Raw genomic sequence first — 15921 nt, 5'->3', positions numbered from 1 at the left:
TCTGCAGCAAAAAAGGACCGCTGCCCCCTGTGGGGCGGCGGTCCTTTTCGGTTGTCTTATCGGGCGGGTTCGGGCGAGGGCTCGGGGGCGGCGTCGGCGTGCACCTGGATCTTTCCGCTGCGCACCAGGTCGATGAACAGCTTGCCCAGGCGGGGGTCGAACTGGGAACCCAGATTGTCCTCGATCTCCTGCAGGGCCCGGTCCACGCTCAGCGCGTCCTTGTAGCTGCGGCGGGAGACCATGGCGTCAAAGGAATCGGCCAGACACAGGCACCGGGCCCCGATGGGGATCTGCTCCCCCGCGATGCCCCGGGGATATCCCTGGCCGTCCCACCGTTCGTGGTGGCCCAGCACCGAAGGGATGACGTAGTCCATGGAGGGCAGGTACCGGATCATGGAGATGGAATCCTCCACATGCTGCTTGATCACATCGTATTCCTCGGCGGTCAGGCGGCCGGTCTTGGAAAGGATGGTCTCCGGGGTGCCGATCTTGCCGATGTCATGCAGCAGACCCGCCTGCCGGACGATCTCGATGTGCTCGGCGTCCAGACCGGCGGCCCGGGCCAGGGCGGCGGCGTATTCCGCTACATGCTGGGAATGGCTGAAGGTGTAATGGTCCTTGGCGTCGATGGCGGCGGTCAGGGCGAAGATGGTGGAAGAACAGCTGTCCGCCAGGGCCCGCTTGGAGGCGTAGCTCTTGGCGATGCGGGTGTCCTCCGGCTCGGGGGTGTACAGGCACACCCGGTTCTTGCCGCTGTTCTTGGCGGAGTAGACGGCCATGCCCGCATAGGTCAGCAGCTCCTCCACGCTGCGGGCACAGGTGGGATAGCTGCTGATGCCGGCGCAGAAGGTCAGGAAACGGCGGGTGGTCTGACCGGAGCCCACCACTTCCCGCCGCAGCCACTGGCGGGCCTGCTCGGCGCAGTCGGCGGCAGTGTCCGGCGCACAGAAGGGGAAGCTGATGACAAATTCCTTGCCGCTGTACCGGGCCACGGTGCCCCGGCTGCCCACCAGCACCCGCAGGGCGTTGGCAAACCGTTTGAGGATGCGGTCCCCTTCGGCGGCACCGTACAGTTCGTTGTACAGCCGGAAGTCGTCAAAGCTGATGATGAGCACCGTCAGCTGGTCGTGGCGGGCCAGATCAAAGTCCCGCTGCAGCACTTCCTGGAAATAACTGCGGTTGTACAGCCCGGTGAGCGGGTCAAACTGGGCCTTTTTGCGCAGCGCCTCATACAGGGAGGCGTTGTTCAGGGCAATGGCCAGAACCGCCGCCACCGAATCCAGCATGCTCAGCCGGTCCTGGGACAGGGCGCGGCGGGCGGCCGTGTCCTGCCGGGAAAACAAGGTCAGGGCGGTCATTTCTTCCCCGCTCATGACGGGCAGCAGCAGTTCCACCCGCATCTGGTCCAGGCGGTCCTTCTCCTTCTGCCACAGGGCCCGGAAATACCGGGACCGGGTGAATTCCGCGTACTGGGAACAGCAGCCCCGGGATTTCAGCCAGACCATCAGCGGATCGTCGGCGGCAAAGCTGTCCCGGCAGGCCACCGACATCTCGGTGGCATCCCGCATCTCGTAGCAGCCGGCGCGGCTGTCCAGCACAAAGATGCGGGCGGTGTATCCGGGCATGGTGTGCTGCAGGTAATCCCGGTACAGCTGCAGCAGGGCGTTCATGCTCAGGGTCTTGTTCACGTCGGTGCTGAACCGGCGCAGTTCCTCGTTCTGCTGTTCGGCGCCCTTGAGCAGGATGGCGGTCATGAGGCGGCGGACCAGGCAGAACAGCAGCACCGTGAGCACCGACACCGCCACCGAGAAGACGATGGTCTTGTAGGGCATGAAGTTGGCAAAATACCGGACATAGAAGGCGTCCGCCGCACGATAGCAGCTGACCAGCAGCACGCTGGCGCAGATCAGGGCGATGGCAAACACCGGCCCGTTGGAGGCAAAGCTGTGCAGGGGCACCAGGCGGCGCCGGTACAGCATGTAGTACAGGCAGCAGGCGTTGACCATGCAGGAGAAGGTGTCCACCGGCAGCGAGACCATCTGGGGCAGCACCGCCGATACGGTGCAGGCGAACATGACCGCCACACCCACCAGCATGGGGCGGAACTGGGCGATGTCCGTCTGGCCGTTCCGGCAGCTTTTGTATGCCAGACGCCAGGAGGCCAGCAGGGTGTACACAGCCATGAGGATGGGGATGGCCACCAGGGGCGAGACACCGTACTCAAAGCGGGTCTCGTGGCCCACCGTGACCATGTGGGGGTCGGTGATGAAGACGTTGCCCGCGTTGAGCAGCAGGATCACCAGCCAGATGGCCCCCTGCACGATGTGGGAGAAGGGCGCCTTGGTGGCGGTGAACCGGTAGATGAAGTTGTAGACCAGGAAAGGTACCAGAAAGATGCCGGTGATGGACACCATGTACCAGAACGGGGACCCCGGTGCCAGCTGCAGGCGCATGAAGAGGGACCCGCCGGACCACATGGTGAAAGCACCCAGCAGGGCGATGAAGGCATAGACCAGGCGGTCCTTCTTGGTGCTCAGGGCGGTGAGGAACAGAAACAGGTTGCACAGCAGGGAAAGCAGGGGCACAATGATGAACAGGCGTTCGTTCAGGGTCACCGGTCCTCACCCCCTTCTTCCGCCGGACCCTGCATATGCAGGATGTCCAGCACGATCTCCCGGGGTGCGCCCACCGGCGGGACCCGGCGGCCGGTGCGGGCGGTATAGGCATCCACCGTGCCGGATTTCAGGATGGTCACCCGCAGCGGGTCCATGCCCAGCAGGCGTTTCAGGTCCTTGTAATCTCCGTCATAGGAGCGGAAGTAGATGGACAGATGTTCCTGCAGAATCTGCCGGGACAGGCTGGCGGCGCCGGGATCGTCCGAGTCCAGCTCCGCGTACAGGTCCAGGTAGGAGTGGCCGTCGGCGTCGTATTCCTTCACCGCGAACCAGTGCCCGATGGGCAGGCGGGAGAGGGTGATGACCTTTTCGATCTCCCGTTTGGTAATGCGGGTGAAGCCCGCAATGTCGATGACGGTGGGGATGCGGTCCACATACTCGAACTGGGGCAGGTCCAGCTTGTCCTCCGGGTTGCGCAGGCGCAGGCAGCGGTAGATATCCCCCACCCGATAGCGCAGGAAGGCGCCGCCCTTGAGCACCGTGATGACCAGCTCGTATTTCTGGCCGGCCACCAGCTCGTCCATCAGATAGGTGCGGGGCGTGTAGGCGGGATCTTCCAGTTCCCGGAGATATTCGTGCTCGGGAATGAACTCATAGAAGCAGGCGTCCGGGAAAAAGACCAGCCCGTTCTTGCTCCAAGTCTCGGTGCCCATGCAGGAAGGCTCGGTGCCGCCGGCCAGTTCCAGGGGACGGATGCCCCAGGCTTCGGCCAGCTCGTTCTTGTACAGGGCGGTGTCGGTGCCCACACAGACAAACCCGTCCAGCTTGAACAGGTCCCGGGGCCGCAGATGGGTGCCGTCCCGCCGGCAGCGGTACAGGGCCGACAGCAGCCGTACCAGCATGCGGGGACTCATCCCCCACAAAAGGTTCAGACTGCCGCCGCCCCCGCCTCCGGCCAGACTGTCCAGGTTGCGGGTGGCGCCGTACAGCACGCTGCTCATGCCGAAAAACAGGTTCATGCCGTGCTTGACGGCCAGCTTGTATCCCAGGCGGGTCTGCTGGCCGAAGCTCATCTTGCGGGCTTCCCGCACCGAGGGCATGAACCGCAGGCGGATCTGCGGGCGGATCAGGTCGGGAAACATGCCGGTGGCGTAGGGCATGGGGGCCAGACTGTACAGCACCCGGGCCCCGGGCCGCACATGAAAATGGCCCCGGCCCTTGCTGGTGGACAGGATCATGGCCGCCAGGATGTTGCGGGTGTAGGCTTCCAGCATGCTCTCGGTATAAGGAGCGCGCTTGGAGGGAAAATCGCCGCCCTCCCAGGTGGTGTGCAGCCACACCACCGGCTTGGCGGGCAGCATCTCCTCCCGCTGGGGCAGCAGTACGTCGGCGTAATCCTCAAATTTCGTCAGGGGGACCAGGGCGCGGAACTCCTCCACATTGCGGGGCACACCGTTCTTGAACAGGCTCTGCCCCAGCGGGCAGGCGGCCATCAGCGACACCTGCTCCATGACCAGGCGGTTCTGGATCTGCATGTACTCCGGCAGAGTCAGGTCCAGAAAACCGCAGTATTCCTGCCAGATTTCGGCGGCCGGACATTGTTTCAGCTTTTCCTCAAAGGTCATGGTAGGACATCCCTTTTTTCAGATTTTACTTCGGGGTGCGCAGGGTACGCAGGCAGCGGCGCAGGCTGCGGAGGGTGGGCAGAAACCGGGGCGTGACGGCCCGGTAGGCCGCATAGTTCCGGATGCTGCGGGGAAAGACGACGGCGCCCTGCCAGGCGGCATAGGCGGCGTCCAGGGCGGTGAACAGCACAAAGGCACAGCCCAGGGCCCAGCCGCCCAGCGCGCCCCACAGGCAGGCGTAAAACCCGCCCAGGAACAGGACCCCCGGATGCCGGCACAGGGCGAACACGCCAGTGTCCACCAGAGGGCGGAGCTCATCCGGTCGGGCGGTGGCAGCGCTGCTGCCGCCCGACGGCAGGGCAAAAAACAGGGTGTAGACCAGAAGGCCCAGCAGCAGCACCGCCCCCGCGCCGAACACCAGGGAGACGGGACCGTGGGCATACCGGCGCAGGGCGTCGGCGGTCAGCACGGCGGTGACCAGGGCCAGCAATCCGCCGCCCGCCGGAAACAGCGCTCCGGCGCCCCGGCGGCCGTGCAGTACCTGGGCGTAATCGGAAAGGAACATCAGCCCGAAAGCCAGGGCGCCCAGACCCAGGCAGGCCAGCCGGATGGCCGTCATTTCTGGCGGAAGGCCAGACCCAGGCAGCCCGCCCCGGTATAAATGCCGATGACGGCGCCCACCCAGCCGATGGTGATGCGGATCTCCGGGTCGATGGCCCGCAGCCGTTCGGCCACGGTCTCGGCCAGCTGGGTGCGGTCGGCGTGAAAGACAAAGACCTCCCCGCCGTAGACCGCTCTCTCCCGGTACAGGTCCACCACCCGGTCCACCGCCCGGTCAAAGCCCCGGACGATGCCGATATCGCTGACCAGCCCGTCCTTGAACACCAGAATGGGTTTGACCTTGAGCAGGTCGGCGGCCAGCACCCGGATGGCCCCGGCGCGGCCGCCCTTGCGGGCGTTGGCCAGGGACTCCATGGCAAAGTAGACCCCCACATGAGGACGCAGTTCCTCCAGCTTTTCCACGATCCGGGCAGCGGTCAGGCCTTCCGCCGCCAGCCGTGCGGCTTCCCGGACCAGGACCGCCAGCCCGTAGGAGACCTGCTGGGAATCATAGATGGTCACGGGGGTGGCAAAGCCCTGTTCCTCCAGCAGCTTGACGGCGCTGCGGGCGGTGTTGCAGGAACCGGACATCTTGCTGGTCAGGCTCAGGCAGAGCAGCTCGGTGCAGCCCGGTTCGGCCGCAGCCGCCTGGAACGCCTGCATGAACTGTTCCAGATTGGGATGGGCTGTCTTGGGCAGCTCCTCACAATCCGCCAGCCGCCGGTACAGGGTGGGCGGGTCGATCTCGATGTTGTTGCGGTATTGCTCGGTGGGACTGAAGGCAATATAATCCGGGATGGCGGTGACGCCCAGCTCCTCCACCTGCTGCGGGGTCAGATCACAGACCGAATTGGTCAAAATATGTACCATCCGCGACAGCTCCTTCTTGTATACAAAACAGAACGGGTCCCGCCAACTCCCTTTGGAGCGGGCCGGAACCGATTTCAAGACAGACGAAATCTACTTTATTATGCGCGCGGGAGAGGGAACTTGTCAAGAAGTGCACAATCTTGTCGAAGTCCCAAAAATGACGCGGGGAAAAGCGGCCTCACACAATCTGTTGCGGCAGCGGGGGCGGTGGGGACCAGCCAAAAGGCATATTGCACAACTGTACAGGAAAAAGAGCTGGTTTGGGACGGCTGAACGCCAAAAATAGATATAGATCAAGAGTGGACCCCGCTGCCTTGCCGGGGGCAGCGAATTGTGCTATCATAGGGAAAAAGCAGAAGAGGCTGCGAGGTGTAAGGAAGATGGAACAATCCAATCCGAAGGCGCGCCGGGTGCTGGCGGCCGGCTGTGTGTGCGGGCTGCTGGGCAGTCTGGCCCTGCCCTGGGACGCGGTGAGCTGCGTGCTGTACGCGCTGGCGTCGGTGCTGCTGGCGGTGGGCTGCGGCATGCTGCGCAAGATCCGCCCGGAATACGGCAGCGCCGCCAAGCCGGCGGTGGCGGCCGCGGTGGCCTTTGCCCTGGGCACCGTGCTGGACGGGGGCAGTCTGGCCCAGATGCCCATGGTGGCGGGAGCGGCGTTTTTGTATTTCAGCATCGCCTACTATGCCAACGGCGCCGTGCAGGAAGCCGGCGTGCGGGAAGCCCGGGGCGGTGCGCCCCGCCCGCCCAAGGCGGCCATCCGGTTTGAATATGCGGCCGGCCTGTTTGTGCTGGCGCTGCTGCTGGGCGAAATGATGCCCGCCATCCTGCGCCTTGCCCAGGTGGTGGCCATGGCCGCCATGGGGGTGGGCTTTGTGCAGCTGACCCGGTTCATGCTGAAAGGACCGGACAGGGAAGAACCTGCCGAGTGAGGCATCCCCGAAACATCACAGAAAAAGACCCCCGTCAACGGATTGCCCGTTGGCGGGGGTCCTTTGTGTTCTGCATCAGTCGTCCAGTTCAAAGTCCCCGGGCAGCAGCAGGTCCAGGGGAGCGGCCGGGTCGGCCACCAGACGGCGGGACTGGTTCAGGATGGCCCGTTCCAGGGCGTTGCGGGCCATGCGGCCGTTGCCCGCCTTGGCGGCGTCCTCTGCCTGACGGCGGGCAAACCAGGATTTGAGGGGCAGGGCACAGCCTTCGTCCAGGCGGTAGCCCTTGGCGGCGGCCAGACTCCGGGTGATGGCCCACAGTTCGTCGGCGGTGTAGTCGGGAAACTCGATCTGGTTGGGGAACCGGCTGGCCAGACCGGAGTTGGCGGCCAGGAAGGTCTGCATCTCTTTGGTGTAGCCCGCCAGCACCACCACCAGATCGTTGCGGTGGTCCTCGATGCCCTTCACCAGGGTGTCGATGGCTTCCAGACCGAAGCTGTCCTCCCCGCCCCGGTAGAGGCTGTAGGCTTCGTCAATGAACAGCACCCCGCCCAGGGCGCTGCTGATGACCTGGTTGGTCAGGGGGGCGGTGTGGCCCACATACCGGCCCACCAGGTCGGCACGGCCCACCTCCACCAGCTGGCCGCCCCGCAAGGCGCCGATGGCCTTCAGGTACTTGGCCAGGATGCGGGCGATGGTGGTCTTGCCGGTGCCCGGGTTGCCGGTGAAGATCATGTGCATGTTGATCTCCGCCACCGGCAGGCCCTGGGCCTTGCGCCGCTGTTGGGCCTGCACGTTTTTGGCGATGTCCCGCACAAAGGTCTTGACCTGGGCAAGGCCCACGATGCGGTCCAGCTCGGCCTCCACCGCCTCCACGTCACCCCGGTACTGCTGGGGCAGCAGGCTGAGCAGGTCGAAGGCCTCCCCGCCGTCCACAGCGGCAAAGGCCCGGCCTTCCCGCACCGTGAGCACCGCGGGGGTGCCGTCGGCGGGGGCGGTGTCGGTGGAAAGAACATATTCCGCCAGGGCGCGGAAGAGCAGGTCCGCAAACTCCCGCATGGCGCTCATGCCGCCCCGCTTGCCGTACTGGGCGGCCAGATAATCCCGCATGTCCGCCCCCATGGACAGGGCCAGCCCGCACTGGCGGCGGGTCTTCTGGGCCAGGAAGTTCAGTTCCCGGGCGGCGATGGCGGCCAGACTTTCGGGGGTGAAGGGGTCGGTGCGGCAGATATCCCCGGCCAGGGCGTCCACGAACCGGGCGCCGAACCGGTCGGCCAGGGCGGCCTCATCCTTCTCGGAGAAAAAGACGAAATACTTGCCCCCGGCACTGAGCTCGCCCACGGCCCCCGGGGCCAGGGCAGTGCCCACATCCACCAGGATGCCCCGTTGCAGCACATACCGGCTGGAAAGGGCCAGGGTGCCGTCCATGGCCAGGTCAGCCACCATGTTCAGGTAGGAGGAGGCACAGGCTTCGTAGTGGTCGAAGGCCAGCACCTGGGCGGGGGACTGCAGGGCTGCGTACAGGTCCTGCAGAAAGAGCTTTTCCTGGGCGGGGCCGGGGTAAAGGGCCAGGTCCAGGGTCTCGATGTGGGCGTTGGGCAGCAGGCCCCGGTCGGCCATCTGCCGCACCACACACCGCAGGGTGTAGTGGCGGCCGGTGCCCTCCGGCCCGCAGAGCAGCATGGGCCCCCGGGCTTTGCGGGGGTCGTCGGTGCCCATGACAAAGGGACGGCGGAAGGCCTTGACCACATCCGCCACAAAGGCGTCCTGGCCCAGGACCTCGGTGCGCACGGCGGCGGCCAGCCCCTGGAACCCGGCACCCCGGGCGGGGGCTGGCCCGGGCGCGGAGGCTTTGGTATCGTCCAGCAGACCGTCGCTGCGCAGACTGCGGGTCAGTTCGGTGCTCATCCGGCGGACGTTCTCGGTGGTGGCGGCTGCCGCCCGGTCCACTGCGTCCAGGGCGTCGGCGGCAGAGCGGCGGCGCTTGCTGCCAGCGGCCAGAGCATCCAGCTGTGCCTGCATGTCGGCCAGACTGGCGGCGGCCGCATCGGCCTGTTCCTTGCTGCCGGAGCCCCGGGAACCCATCAGGCTCCGGACCCAGGCGTCATACCCGTCCTCAATGCTCATGGGGCGCCTCCTTGTCACTTTTCACGGTGATACGGTAAAAATTCTTCACGCTGCAGCCGGCCCGTCCGCCGCCCGCACAGGCGCAGGCACAGGCACAGCTGGAAACACAGGCACAGGCACATCCGCCGCCGGTGCGTCCGGCACCGCCGCCCCGGAAGGAACCGCCGTCCGCATGGAAGCCGGCGGGCGGTGCGGTGGGGGTGTAGCCCGGGGGCGGGACTGCCCCCGGCGCCAGATGGATGACGTGATGGCCGTTGCTGTACCAGCGGCGGTCACTGCGGCCGAAGCCGCCCCGCCAACGGGGACAGGTGGTGGCGTACATCCAGAAGATGAAAAAGACAAAGGCGAAGACGGAAACCATGAAGACCAGGATGATGAGGCTGTCCCTGCTCTGGATCTCGTCGGGCTGCATGCGGGTGGTGGGGTCGTAGGTGTCGGCCAGGGCGGCAGGGACCTGCACCCGGACGGTGGCTTTCTCCCCGTGGTCCAGGGCACCGAAGTCCCACACATAATACCCGTCTTCCATCGTGTCGGTGTCGGCGGTCATGCCGTCAGCGGCCTTCCACCGGATGGTCAGCTGGTCCACGCACAGGTCGTCAAACCAGCCGGGGGTGAAGTTGTAGCTGGCCGTGCCGTCGTCCGACACGGTGTACAGGTGGCTCTGGTGCACCCGGAAGGAAAAGCGGACCCGGCTCTGCTGGCCGGACTGGGCCGCATAGACGGGCTCATAGTACCGGTACACAAAGGTGATGCGGGCAAAGGTGTTGCCGTCCTCGGTCTGTACCCGCACCCCCGAGACCGTGTCCGGGGTCAGGTTCTCAAATTCGTCCACATGCCCGTTGGCCAGACCGATCTTGACCCAGGACAGAGGCTCGTCGGAACTGCCGCCGATAACCTCCCAGTCGATGTCATAGGTGATGTCGGCGCTGCCGTCCGCCCGGGGGTCCACCGTGACGGTGTAGGCGTTGATGCGGTCCAGATCGCCGCTGTCCGCCCGGGCGGGCAGCGCCGCCAGCAGGCTCAGCAGCAGGATCACAGGCAGCAGGGCGGCCAGACGGCGGGTGCGGAAAAGCAGTGTGTTCATGATTCGTCCTCCTGCAAAGGCGTTTCGCCCAGAGGGCAGATGTGCAGCATTTTGGCGCTCTGCCGGCGGATGCGGCGGCAGGCCGGATGGTTCCAGATGCGCCGCCAGGGCTGATGCAGGATACTGCCCAGCCCTGGTCCGCACAGCCAGCTCTGGCAGGGCAGCACGGTGCCGTCCGGGGCGATGGCCATGTTGGACAGGCAGGCCCCGCAGCTGGGCAGCTGGGTAAAGCCCAGCTCCCGCAGGGTCTCCTCCTTCAGCCAGCCCGGACTGGTGAAGTCCAGCTCCATGCCGTGCGCCTCCGCAAAGGCCCGGGCGTCTTTCAGGGTCCGGGTGAGTTCGGCGGGGGACAGGCGGGTGCCCCGGCTCTCGGGGCTCTGGGCGCTGCCCGCGGGGATCAGCCCGGAACAGGTGGCGTACCGGATGCCCAGTTCATGGGCCAGGGCCAGGGTGGATGCATAGTCCCGGTTCAGGCTGCACAGCGGGGTGTTGATGCTCACGTTCAGGCCGGCGGCCAGGGCGTTGCGGATACCGGCAATGGTGTCCGCATAGCCCGGGGCTCCCACCAGGGTATTGTGGATGGATTCGTCGGCGGAATACAGGGTGACCTGCACGCTGTCCAGGCTGGCCTCATACAGGTCGTGGCACAAAGCGCTGGTGAGCATCCGGCCGTTGGTGTTCAGCCGGGTGACGAACCACTGGGCGGCGTCCACCAGCTTGACCAGGTCGTGGCGCAGAGTGGGTTCACCCCCGGTGAAGGTCAGCTGGGGGATGCCCGCTGCCCGACATTTCTGGATGACCGCCAGCCACTGGTCGGTGTCCAGCTCCTCGGTCTCGCCGTAGGGCTGGCGGGCGGCGTAGCAGTGCAGGCATTTCTGGTTGCAGTGCCAGGCCCCGTCCTTGACCATGGCGCTGATGAGCAGGTCCATGCGGTGGGGCGCCGCCATGTGGCGGGCATAGGAACCCAGGTCCATGGGCTGGATCTCCTGGGCGGGGGCCTTGCCTCTGGCGATGGCGGACAGCGCTTCCATCATGGAGCGCAGGTCGGCGGCGATCTGTTCCGGCGGGGTGCGTTTGTACACGGCGCAGGTGGCCTGCACGGCGGCGTCGGCGGCCTGCTGCCACTGCTCCTCCCCGATCTCCTGGCCTTCAAAGGGCTGCAGGGTTTCCATCAGGTTGGCCAGCAGAATGGCCCAGGAAACGCTCAGGGGCAGGATGTCCTTCCCGTTGAGGATGGCCACAAAGGGCACGTCGGTGTGCTGGTGCCGGCTGGGCACCAGATGGATGCGAAGGGCGCCGGGTCCTTCCGGGTCCAGGGTGATGTGGCACACATGGTCCAGATGGCGGCGCAGAAACTGGGTCTCGGCCCGGCTCAAAAGCGGCATGAGATACCCTCCTGTATCGTATTCAGAAAAGCAGGCGGCGGCCCCGCGGGCGCGCCCCGGCAAAGATTGTACAAAAGCCCGTGTAAATGTGTGGATATTATACCACACAACTGCCCATGGGACAAGGAGAGTGCCCAACAAAGAAAAACACCCGCCCGCGGTGTGCGGACGGGTGAAACCAAAAAAATCCCGCCCGCAGGCCGCGGACGGGAGATAACGCTCAGAAGGTGAGGTTGCCGAATTCGGACAGGCGCAGGTCGGAATTGTGTTCCTGGGCCCAGTTGATGCTCCACGGGCTGCCGAAGAGCAGCAGGCGGTTGCCCTTCAGGTCCTCGATGGCCCGGGTGTCGCTGGTCACGTCCAGGGTCTTGGGGTCCAGCTCGTCCGGGGTGTTGAGGATCCAGCGGATATACTCATAGGGCAGGGTCTGCAGGCGGATGTCCACGTTGTACTCGTTTTTCAGGCGGTACTCCAGCACTTCCAGCTGCAGCACGCCCACCACGCCCACAATGACTTCCTCCATGCCGGAACCCAGGTCCCGGAAGATCTGGATGGCGCCTTCCTGGGCGATCTGTTCCATGCCCTTGACGAACTGCTTGCGCTTCATGGTGTCCACCTGGGTCACCCGGGCAAAGTGCTCGGGGGCGAAGGTGGGGATGCCCGCAAACCGCACATGGGGCTTGCCGGTGCACAGGGTATCGCCGATGGAGAAGATGCCCGGGTCAAACAGGCCGATGATATCCCCGGCGTAGGCCTCGTCCACAATGGCGCGGTCGTCGGCCATCATGCTGGTGCCGGTGGCCAGTTTGATGTTCTTGTTCTCCTGCACATGGAAGGCTTCCATGCCTCGCTCGAACTTGCCGGAGCAGATGCGCACAAAGGCGATGCGGTCCCGGTGGTTCTTGTTCATGTTGGCCTGGATCTTGAAGATGAAACCGGAGAAATCCGGGCTCTGGGGGTCCACCAGCTCGCCGCTCTCCGCGTCCTTGCGGGGCAGCGGGGTGGGGGTCAGGCGCAAAAAGTCCCGCAGGAAGGGTTCCACGCCGAAGTTGGTCAGCGCCGACCCGAAGAATACCGGGGACAATTCGCCCCGGTGCACCGCGGCCAGATCAAACTCCTCCGCGGCGCCGTCCAGCAGCTCGATGTCGTCGGCCAGACGCTGGTGGTTGTCCGCCCCGATGAGGTCGTCCAGGGCAGGGTCCCCCAGACCGGCCTCGATCTCGTCCACCATCTTCACGCCGTTGGCGCGGCCGTCGCCCTCAAAGGCCAGGACCCGGCGGCTGTTGCGGTCGAACACGCCCTTGAAGCCCTTGCCGCAGCCGATGGGCCAGTTCATGGGGTAGGTCTTGATGCCCAGGATCTCCTCAATGTTCTCCATCAGCTCAAAGGGGTCCCGGGCTTCCCGGTCCATCTTGTTGATGAAGGTGAAGATGGGGATGTGGCGCAGGGTGCAGACCTTGAACAGCTTGATGGTCTGGGCCTCCACGCCCTTGGCCGCGTCGATGACCATGACGGCGGAGTCCGCCGCCATCAGGGTGCGGTAGGTGTCCTCCGAGAAGTCCTGGTGGCCGGGGGTGTCCAGAATGTTGATGCACTTGCCCTGGTACCGGAACTGCAGCACCGACGAGGTGACCGAGATGCCGCGCTGCTTTTCAATGTCCATCCAGTCGGACACAGCGTGCTTGGCGCTCTGCTTGCCCTTGACAGAACCGGCGGTCTGGATGGCGCCCCCGTACAGAAGCAGCTTTTCGGTCAGGGTGGTTTTGCCGGCGTCCGGGTGCGAGATGATCGCAAATGTGCGCCGGCTTTCGATTTCTTCACGCAATGAAGCCATATTTCCAATTACTCCTTGTTGATTGTGACAGTGACGGCCCAAACGCATCGGTCACATGGGGGCACACTCCTCTATTCTAAGCATACCTTTCTATCATACCTTGTTTGGGGCGCAAATGCAACGGATTTTTGCCTTCCGGCGCACAAAAAATCCCCCGGACCGCCTTGGAGGGGCGTCCGGGGTGTGGTATAATGGTCAAAGACCTGCCTGAAAGGGCTTTTTCAGCACAAAGCAGGGCAGGGGCGCCGTGGACGCCCAGTTGGCAAACTCGCACACCAGCACGGTGTACTTGGTCAGGGGCAGGGCACGGAAAAATTCCAGGACAGCCTGCTTTTCCCCGTCCCCGATGACCTTGCCGCTGTACAGCACCGCTGTCAGCACGCCCCCGGGCTTGAGGGCATCCAGCGCCGCCTGCAAAGCGGGCAGGGTGCTTTCCGCCGCCGAGTGGACCGCATGGTCCGCCCCCGGCAGCCAGCCGAAGTTGAACACCGCTGCGTCCAGGGTGCCGGGGGGCACCAGATGCCCCAGGTCCCGGTGGTCGCAGACGATGGCCCGGCCCACCCCCTGCAGGCCGTGTTCCGCCAGCAGCCGGTTGGTGGCTTCCACCGCGGCGGGCTGGATGTCCAGGGCCAGCACCCGGCCGTTGGGAGACGCCTTGCGGCAGAGGAAGAGGGTGTCGTGGCCGTTGCCGCAGGTGGCATCCAGGAAGGTCCCGCCCGTGGGGATGGTGCCTTCCAGAAACCGGTGGCACAGCTCCACGGCGGTCATGTCCGGGGAACGCACCCGCTGCCAGGAACCGTCCGCCTCCCCCGTGGGGGAAAAGCCGAACTTGTGCAGCAGGGCCGCCGCCGCGGCATTTTCCGGCGCGGGGGCGGTGAAATGGCTGGGCGTCTGGCGGGCAAAACCGTCGTTGAGGCGCAGCATCTCCCGCAGAAGATAGCTGCCGTACCCCCGGTTGCGCCACTGGGGCTGCACCGTGAACATGGTGATGCGGTCCCCGTCCAGTTCGGCCTGACCGATGAGGGTGGATTCCTTGTACAAGAGATAGCGGTTGTCCTGCCGGGTGACCTGCATGGCGCGGCTCCTTTCCTGGGATTTGTCATTAGAATACGGCCAAAAACCGGGTTTTGTCAAGGGCGGAAAGGGGCTTGCGGGGCGGGCTTTTCACATTTGTTTCACGGTCAGGAAAAACCAATTTCACAATTGGCATTTATACTGGGAACCAAGCTCAAGGAAAGAGCCGGAGGCGCTTCGGGCGCCGATCCTGGTATGAAATAGATTAAAGGAGTGCACGAATATGAGCGAATATGATTACTCGGGTCTGTATCACCAGAACCCGCAGAATACTCCGCCCACCGGCGGACAGACGCCGCCGCAGAACCCGGCGGACAGCGGATATCCCAACGTGGGCAGCAGCGGCATGAACACCGCCAACACCGCCCAGACCGATTTTGCCAGCGACGGACAGGGCGGCCAGCCGGCGGGCGAGGCCCATACCGGCTACACCGCCCCCCACAGTGAACCCTACGGCAACCCCGGCGGTCCTGCCGGCCCCAACGGTCCGGTGAACGGGTACGGCGCACAGCCCACCCCGCCCACCCCGCCCCGCAAGAAGGGTGGCAAAAAGATCGGCCTGCGCATCCTGGCCGGTGTGGGCGTTGTGGTGCTGGGCTTCGGCGGCGGCCTGCTGGGCACGGTGGCGGCTTCCCGCGCCGGCCTCACCGGCAGCCAGGTGGTGGTCCAGCAGGTGCAGCGGGACGAAAACGCCACCGCTTCCACCCAGGGCAGCACCGGCGGCACCAACCTGTCCATGACCGAGATCGCGGCCAAGGCCCAGCCCAGCGTGGTGGCCATCACCACCGAGCAGATGGTGAGCACCAACAGCTGGTTCGGCAACTATGTGCAGAGCGGCGCCGGTTCCGGCGTCATCATCAGCCAGGACGGCTACATCCTGACCTGCGCCCATGTGGTCAACGGCGCCACCAACATCAAGGTGCAGCTGCCTGACGACACCGAATACACCGCCACCGTGGTGGGGGCGGATACCACCTCCGACATTGCGGTGGTCAAGATCGACGCCACCGGCCTGAGCGCTGCCACCATCGGTGATTCCGATGCCCTGGCGGTGGGCGAGCTGGCGGTGGCCGTGGGCAACCCCCTGGGTACCCTGAGCGGCACCGTTACCGACGGCATCATCAGCGCGGTGAACCGTTCGGTGGAAGTGGAAAGCAATGAGATGAGCCTGATCCAGACCGACGCGGCCATCAGCCCGGGCAACTCCGGCGGCGGCCTGTTCAACGGCCAGGGCGAACTCATCGGCATCGTCAACGCCAAGAGCGGCTCCACCACCAACACCGGTGAGGCCACCAACGCCGAAGGTCTGGGCTTTGCCATCCCCATCAACACCGCCATGGACATTGCCCAGGATCTGATCGAGAACGGCTATGTCAAGCGTCCGGCCCTGGGCGTGACGGTGGTCACCGTCACCCAGGAGAACGCCATGCAGTTCGGTGTGTCCGACTACGGCGTGTATATCTACCAGATCACCCCGGGCAGCGGCGCGGCCAACGCCGGCCTACAGGTGGGCGACCGGATCATCGCCATTGACGACAACTCGGTCTCCCAGAGCAGCGACCTGACCGGCTACCTGCAGCAGAAAGCGGTGGGCGACACCGTCAACCTGCAGATCGAGCGGGACGGCAAGATGGCCACCTACCAGGTGGTGCTGGGCGAAGGCACCAACACCAGCGCGGCTTCCAACACCGAGAACGCCGCGGGCTGATACGTCTGACTCTTGCGTGAATGAATAAGAACACCCCCGGCACGAAGCGTCTGCTTCGCGCCGGGGGTGTTTT

The 15921-nt window shown here is 65.2% G+C and carries 11 protein-coding genes; 2 read left to right on the top strand and 9 right to left on the bottom strand.

What is annotated here, in order from left to right; genetic code table 11:
* Window positions 1-56: 56 nt before the first annotated feature.
* From AC127K_RS05790 to AC127K_RS05775, 4 genes are read right to left on the bottom strand one after another with little or no spacing between them, the layout of a single operon-like run.
* Window positions 57-2615 carry a histidine kinase N-terminal 7TM domain-containing diguanylate cyclase/phosphohydrolase gene (locus tag AC127K_RS05790; protein WP_483721906.1) on the bottom strand — a complete coding sequence of 853 codons (2559 nt, stop codon included), beginning with the start codon at window positions 2613-2615 and terminating at the stop codon, window positions 57-59.
* Complete coding sequence (locus tag AC127K_RS05785; protein WP_483721905.1) at window positions 2612-4240, bottom strand: GH3 family domain-containing protein; 1629 nt, start codon at window positions 4238-4240, stop codon at window positions 2612-2614. The genes AC127K_RS05790 and AC127K_RS05785 overlap by 4 nt, the downstream gene beginning before the upstream one ends.
* Window positions 4241-4265: 25 nt before the next feature.
* On the bottom strand, window positions 4266-4859 hold the full coding sequence (locus AC127K_RS05780; protein ID WP_483721904.1) for a hypothetical protein: 594 nt from the start codon (window positions 4857-4859) through the stop codon (window positions 4266-4268).
* Complete coding sequence (locus AC127K_RS05775) at window positions 4856-5710, bottom strand: DegV family protein (RefSeq protein ID WP_294539557.1); 855 nt, start codon at window positions 5708-5710, stop codon at window positions 4856-4858. Before AC127K_RS05775 ends, AC127K_RS05780 begins: the two co-directional genes overlap by 4 nt.
* A 380-nt stretch (window positions 5711-6090) precedes the next feature.
* Between AC127K_RS05775 and AC127K_RS05770 the strand changes: the two genes are divergently transcribed.
* Window positions 6091-6639 carry a hypothetical protein gene (locus AC127K_RS05770; protein ID WP_483721903.1) on the top strand — a complete coding sequence of 183 codons (549 nt, stop codon included), beginning with the start codon at window positions 6091-6093 and terminating at the stop codon, window positions 6637-6639.
* Window positions 6640-6714: 75 nt separating this feature from the next.
* On the opposite strand, the gene AC127K_RS05765 is transcribed toward AC127K_RS05770, so the two are convergent.
* The 5 genes from AC127K_RS05765 to mnmM all read right to left on the bottom strand — a co-directional run bounded on the left by AC127K_RS05765 (window position 6715) and on the right by mnmM (window position 14140).
* Window positions 6715-8763 (bottom strand): AAA family ATPase, encoded by a 2049-nt coding sequence (locus AC127K_RS05765; RefSeq protein WP_483721902.1) that lies wholly within the window; start codon window positions 8761-8763, stop codon window positions 6715-6717.
* Window positions 8753-9847 (bottom strand): hypothetical protein, encoded by a 1095-nt coding sequence (locus AC127K_RS05760; RefSeq protein WP_483721901.1) that lies wholly within the window; start codon window positions 9845-9847, stop codon window positions 8753-8755. The genes AC127K_RS05765 and AC127K_RS05760 overlap by 11 nt, the downstream gene beginning before the upstream one ends.
* Entirely contained in the window at window positions 9844-11232 is a 1389-nt protein-coding gene (locus AC127K_RS05755) for a radical SAM protein (protein ID WP_294539565.1), read from the bottom strand. The genes AC127K_RS05760 and AC127K_RS05755 overlap by 4 nt, the downstream gene beginning before the upstream one ends.
* Before the next feature lie 220 nt (window positions 11233-11452).
* Window positions 11453-13066: a peptide chain release factor 3 gene (locus AC127K_RS05750; protein WP_294539567.1), complete on the bottom strand. Its 1614-nt coding sequence runs from the start codon at window positions 13064-13066 to the stop codon at window positions 11453-11455.
* A 195-nt stretch (window positions 13067-13261) separates the two neighbouring features.
* Window positions 13262-14140, bottom strand: a complete 879-nt coding sequence (gene mnmM, locus AC127K_RS05745) for a tRNA 5-(aminomethyl)-2-thiouridylate-methyltransferase MnmM (RefSeq protein WP_294539570.1) — start codon at window positions 14138-14140, stop codon at window positions 13262-13264.
* A 223-nt stretch (window positions 14141-14363) separates the two neighbouring features.
* On the opposite strand from mnmM, the gene AC127K_RS05740 reads away from it, so the two are divergent.
* A complete protein-coding gene (locus tag AC127K_RS05740) occupies window positions 14364-15848 on the top strand; it encodes a S1C family serine protease (RefSeq protein WP_483721900.1) in 1485 nt (494 codons plus the stop codon).
* Window positions 15849-15921: the final 73 nt, after the last annotated feature.

It is taken from the genome of Subdoligranulum sp. DSM 23681, assembly GCF_057005535.1.
Note: the sequence above shows the minus strand (reverse complement) of the source record. Positions and strands in the feature narration are given on the sequence as shown.

Coding starts and splice junctions, on each gene's coding strand:
- AC127K_RS05770 (WP_483721903.1), top strand. CDS start 6,091: ATGGAACAATCCAATCCGAAGGCGCGCCGGGTGCTGGCGGCCGGCTGT.
- AC127K_RS05780 (WP_483721904.1), bottom strand. CDS start 4,859: ATGACGGCCATCCGGCTGGCCTGCCTGGGTCTGGGCGCCCTGGCTTTC.
- mnmM (WP_294539570.1), bottom strand. CDS start 14,140: ATGCAGGTCACCCGGCAGGACAACCGCTATCTCTTGTACAAGGAATCC.
- AC127K_RS05785 (WP_483721905.1), bottom strand. CDS start 4,240: ATGACCTTTGAGGAAAAGCTGAAACAATGTCCGGCCGCCGAAATCTGG.
- AC127K_RS05760 (WP_483721901.1), bottom strand. CDS start 9,847: ATGAACACACTGCTTTTCCGCACCCGCCGTCTGGCCGCCCTGCTGCCT.
- AC127K_RS05765 (WP_483721902.1), bottom strand. CDS start 8,763: ATGAGCATTGAGGACGGGTATGACGCCTGGGTCCGGAGCCTGATGGGT.
- AC127K_RS05740 (WP_483721900.1), top strand. CDS start 14,364: ATGAGCGAATATGATTACTCGGGTCTGTATCACCAGAACCCGCAGAAT.
- AC127K_RS05750 (WP_294539567.1), bottom strand. CDS start 13,066: ATGGCTTCATTGCGTGAAGAAATCGAAAGCCGGCGCACATTTGCGATC.
- AC127K_RS05755 (WP_294539565.1), bottom strand. CDS start 11,232: ATGCCGCTTTTGAGCCGGGCCGAGACCCAGTTTCTGCGCCGCCATCTG.
- AC127K_RS05775 (WP_294539557.1), bottom strand. CDS start 5,710: ATGGTACATATTTTGACCAATTCGGTCTGTGATCTGACCCCGCAGCAG.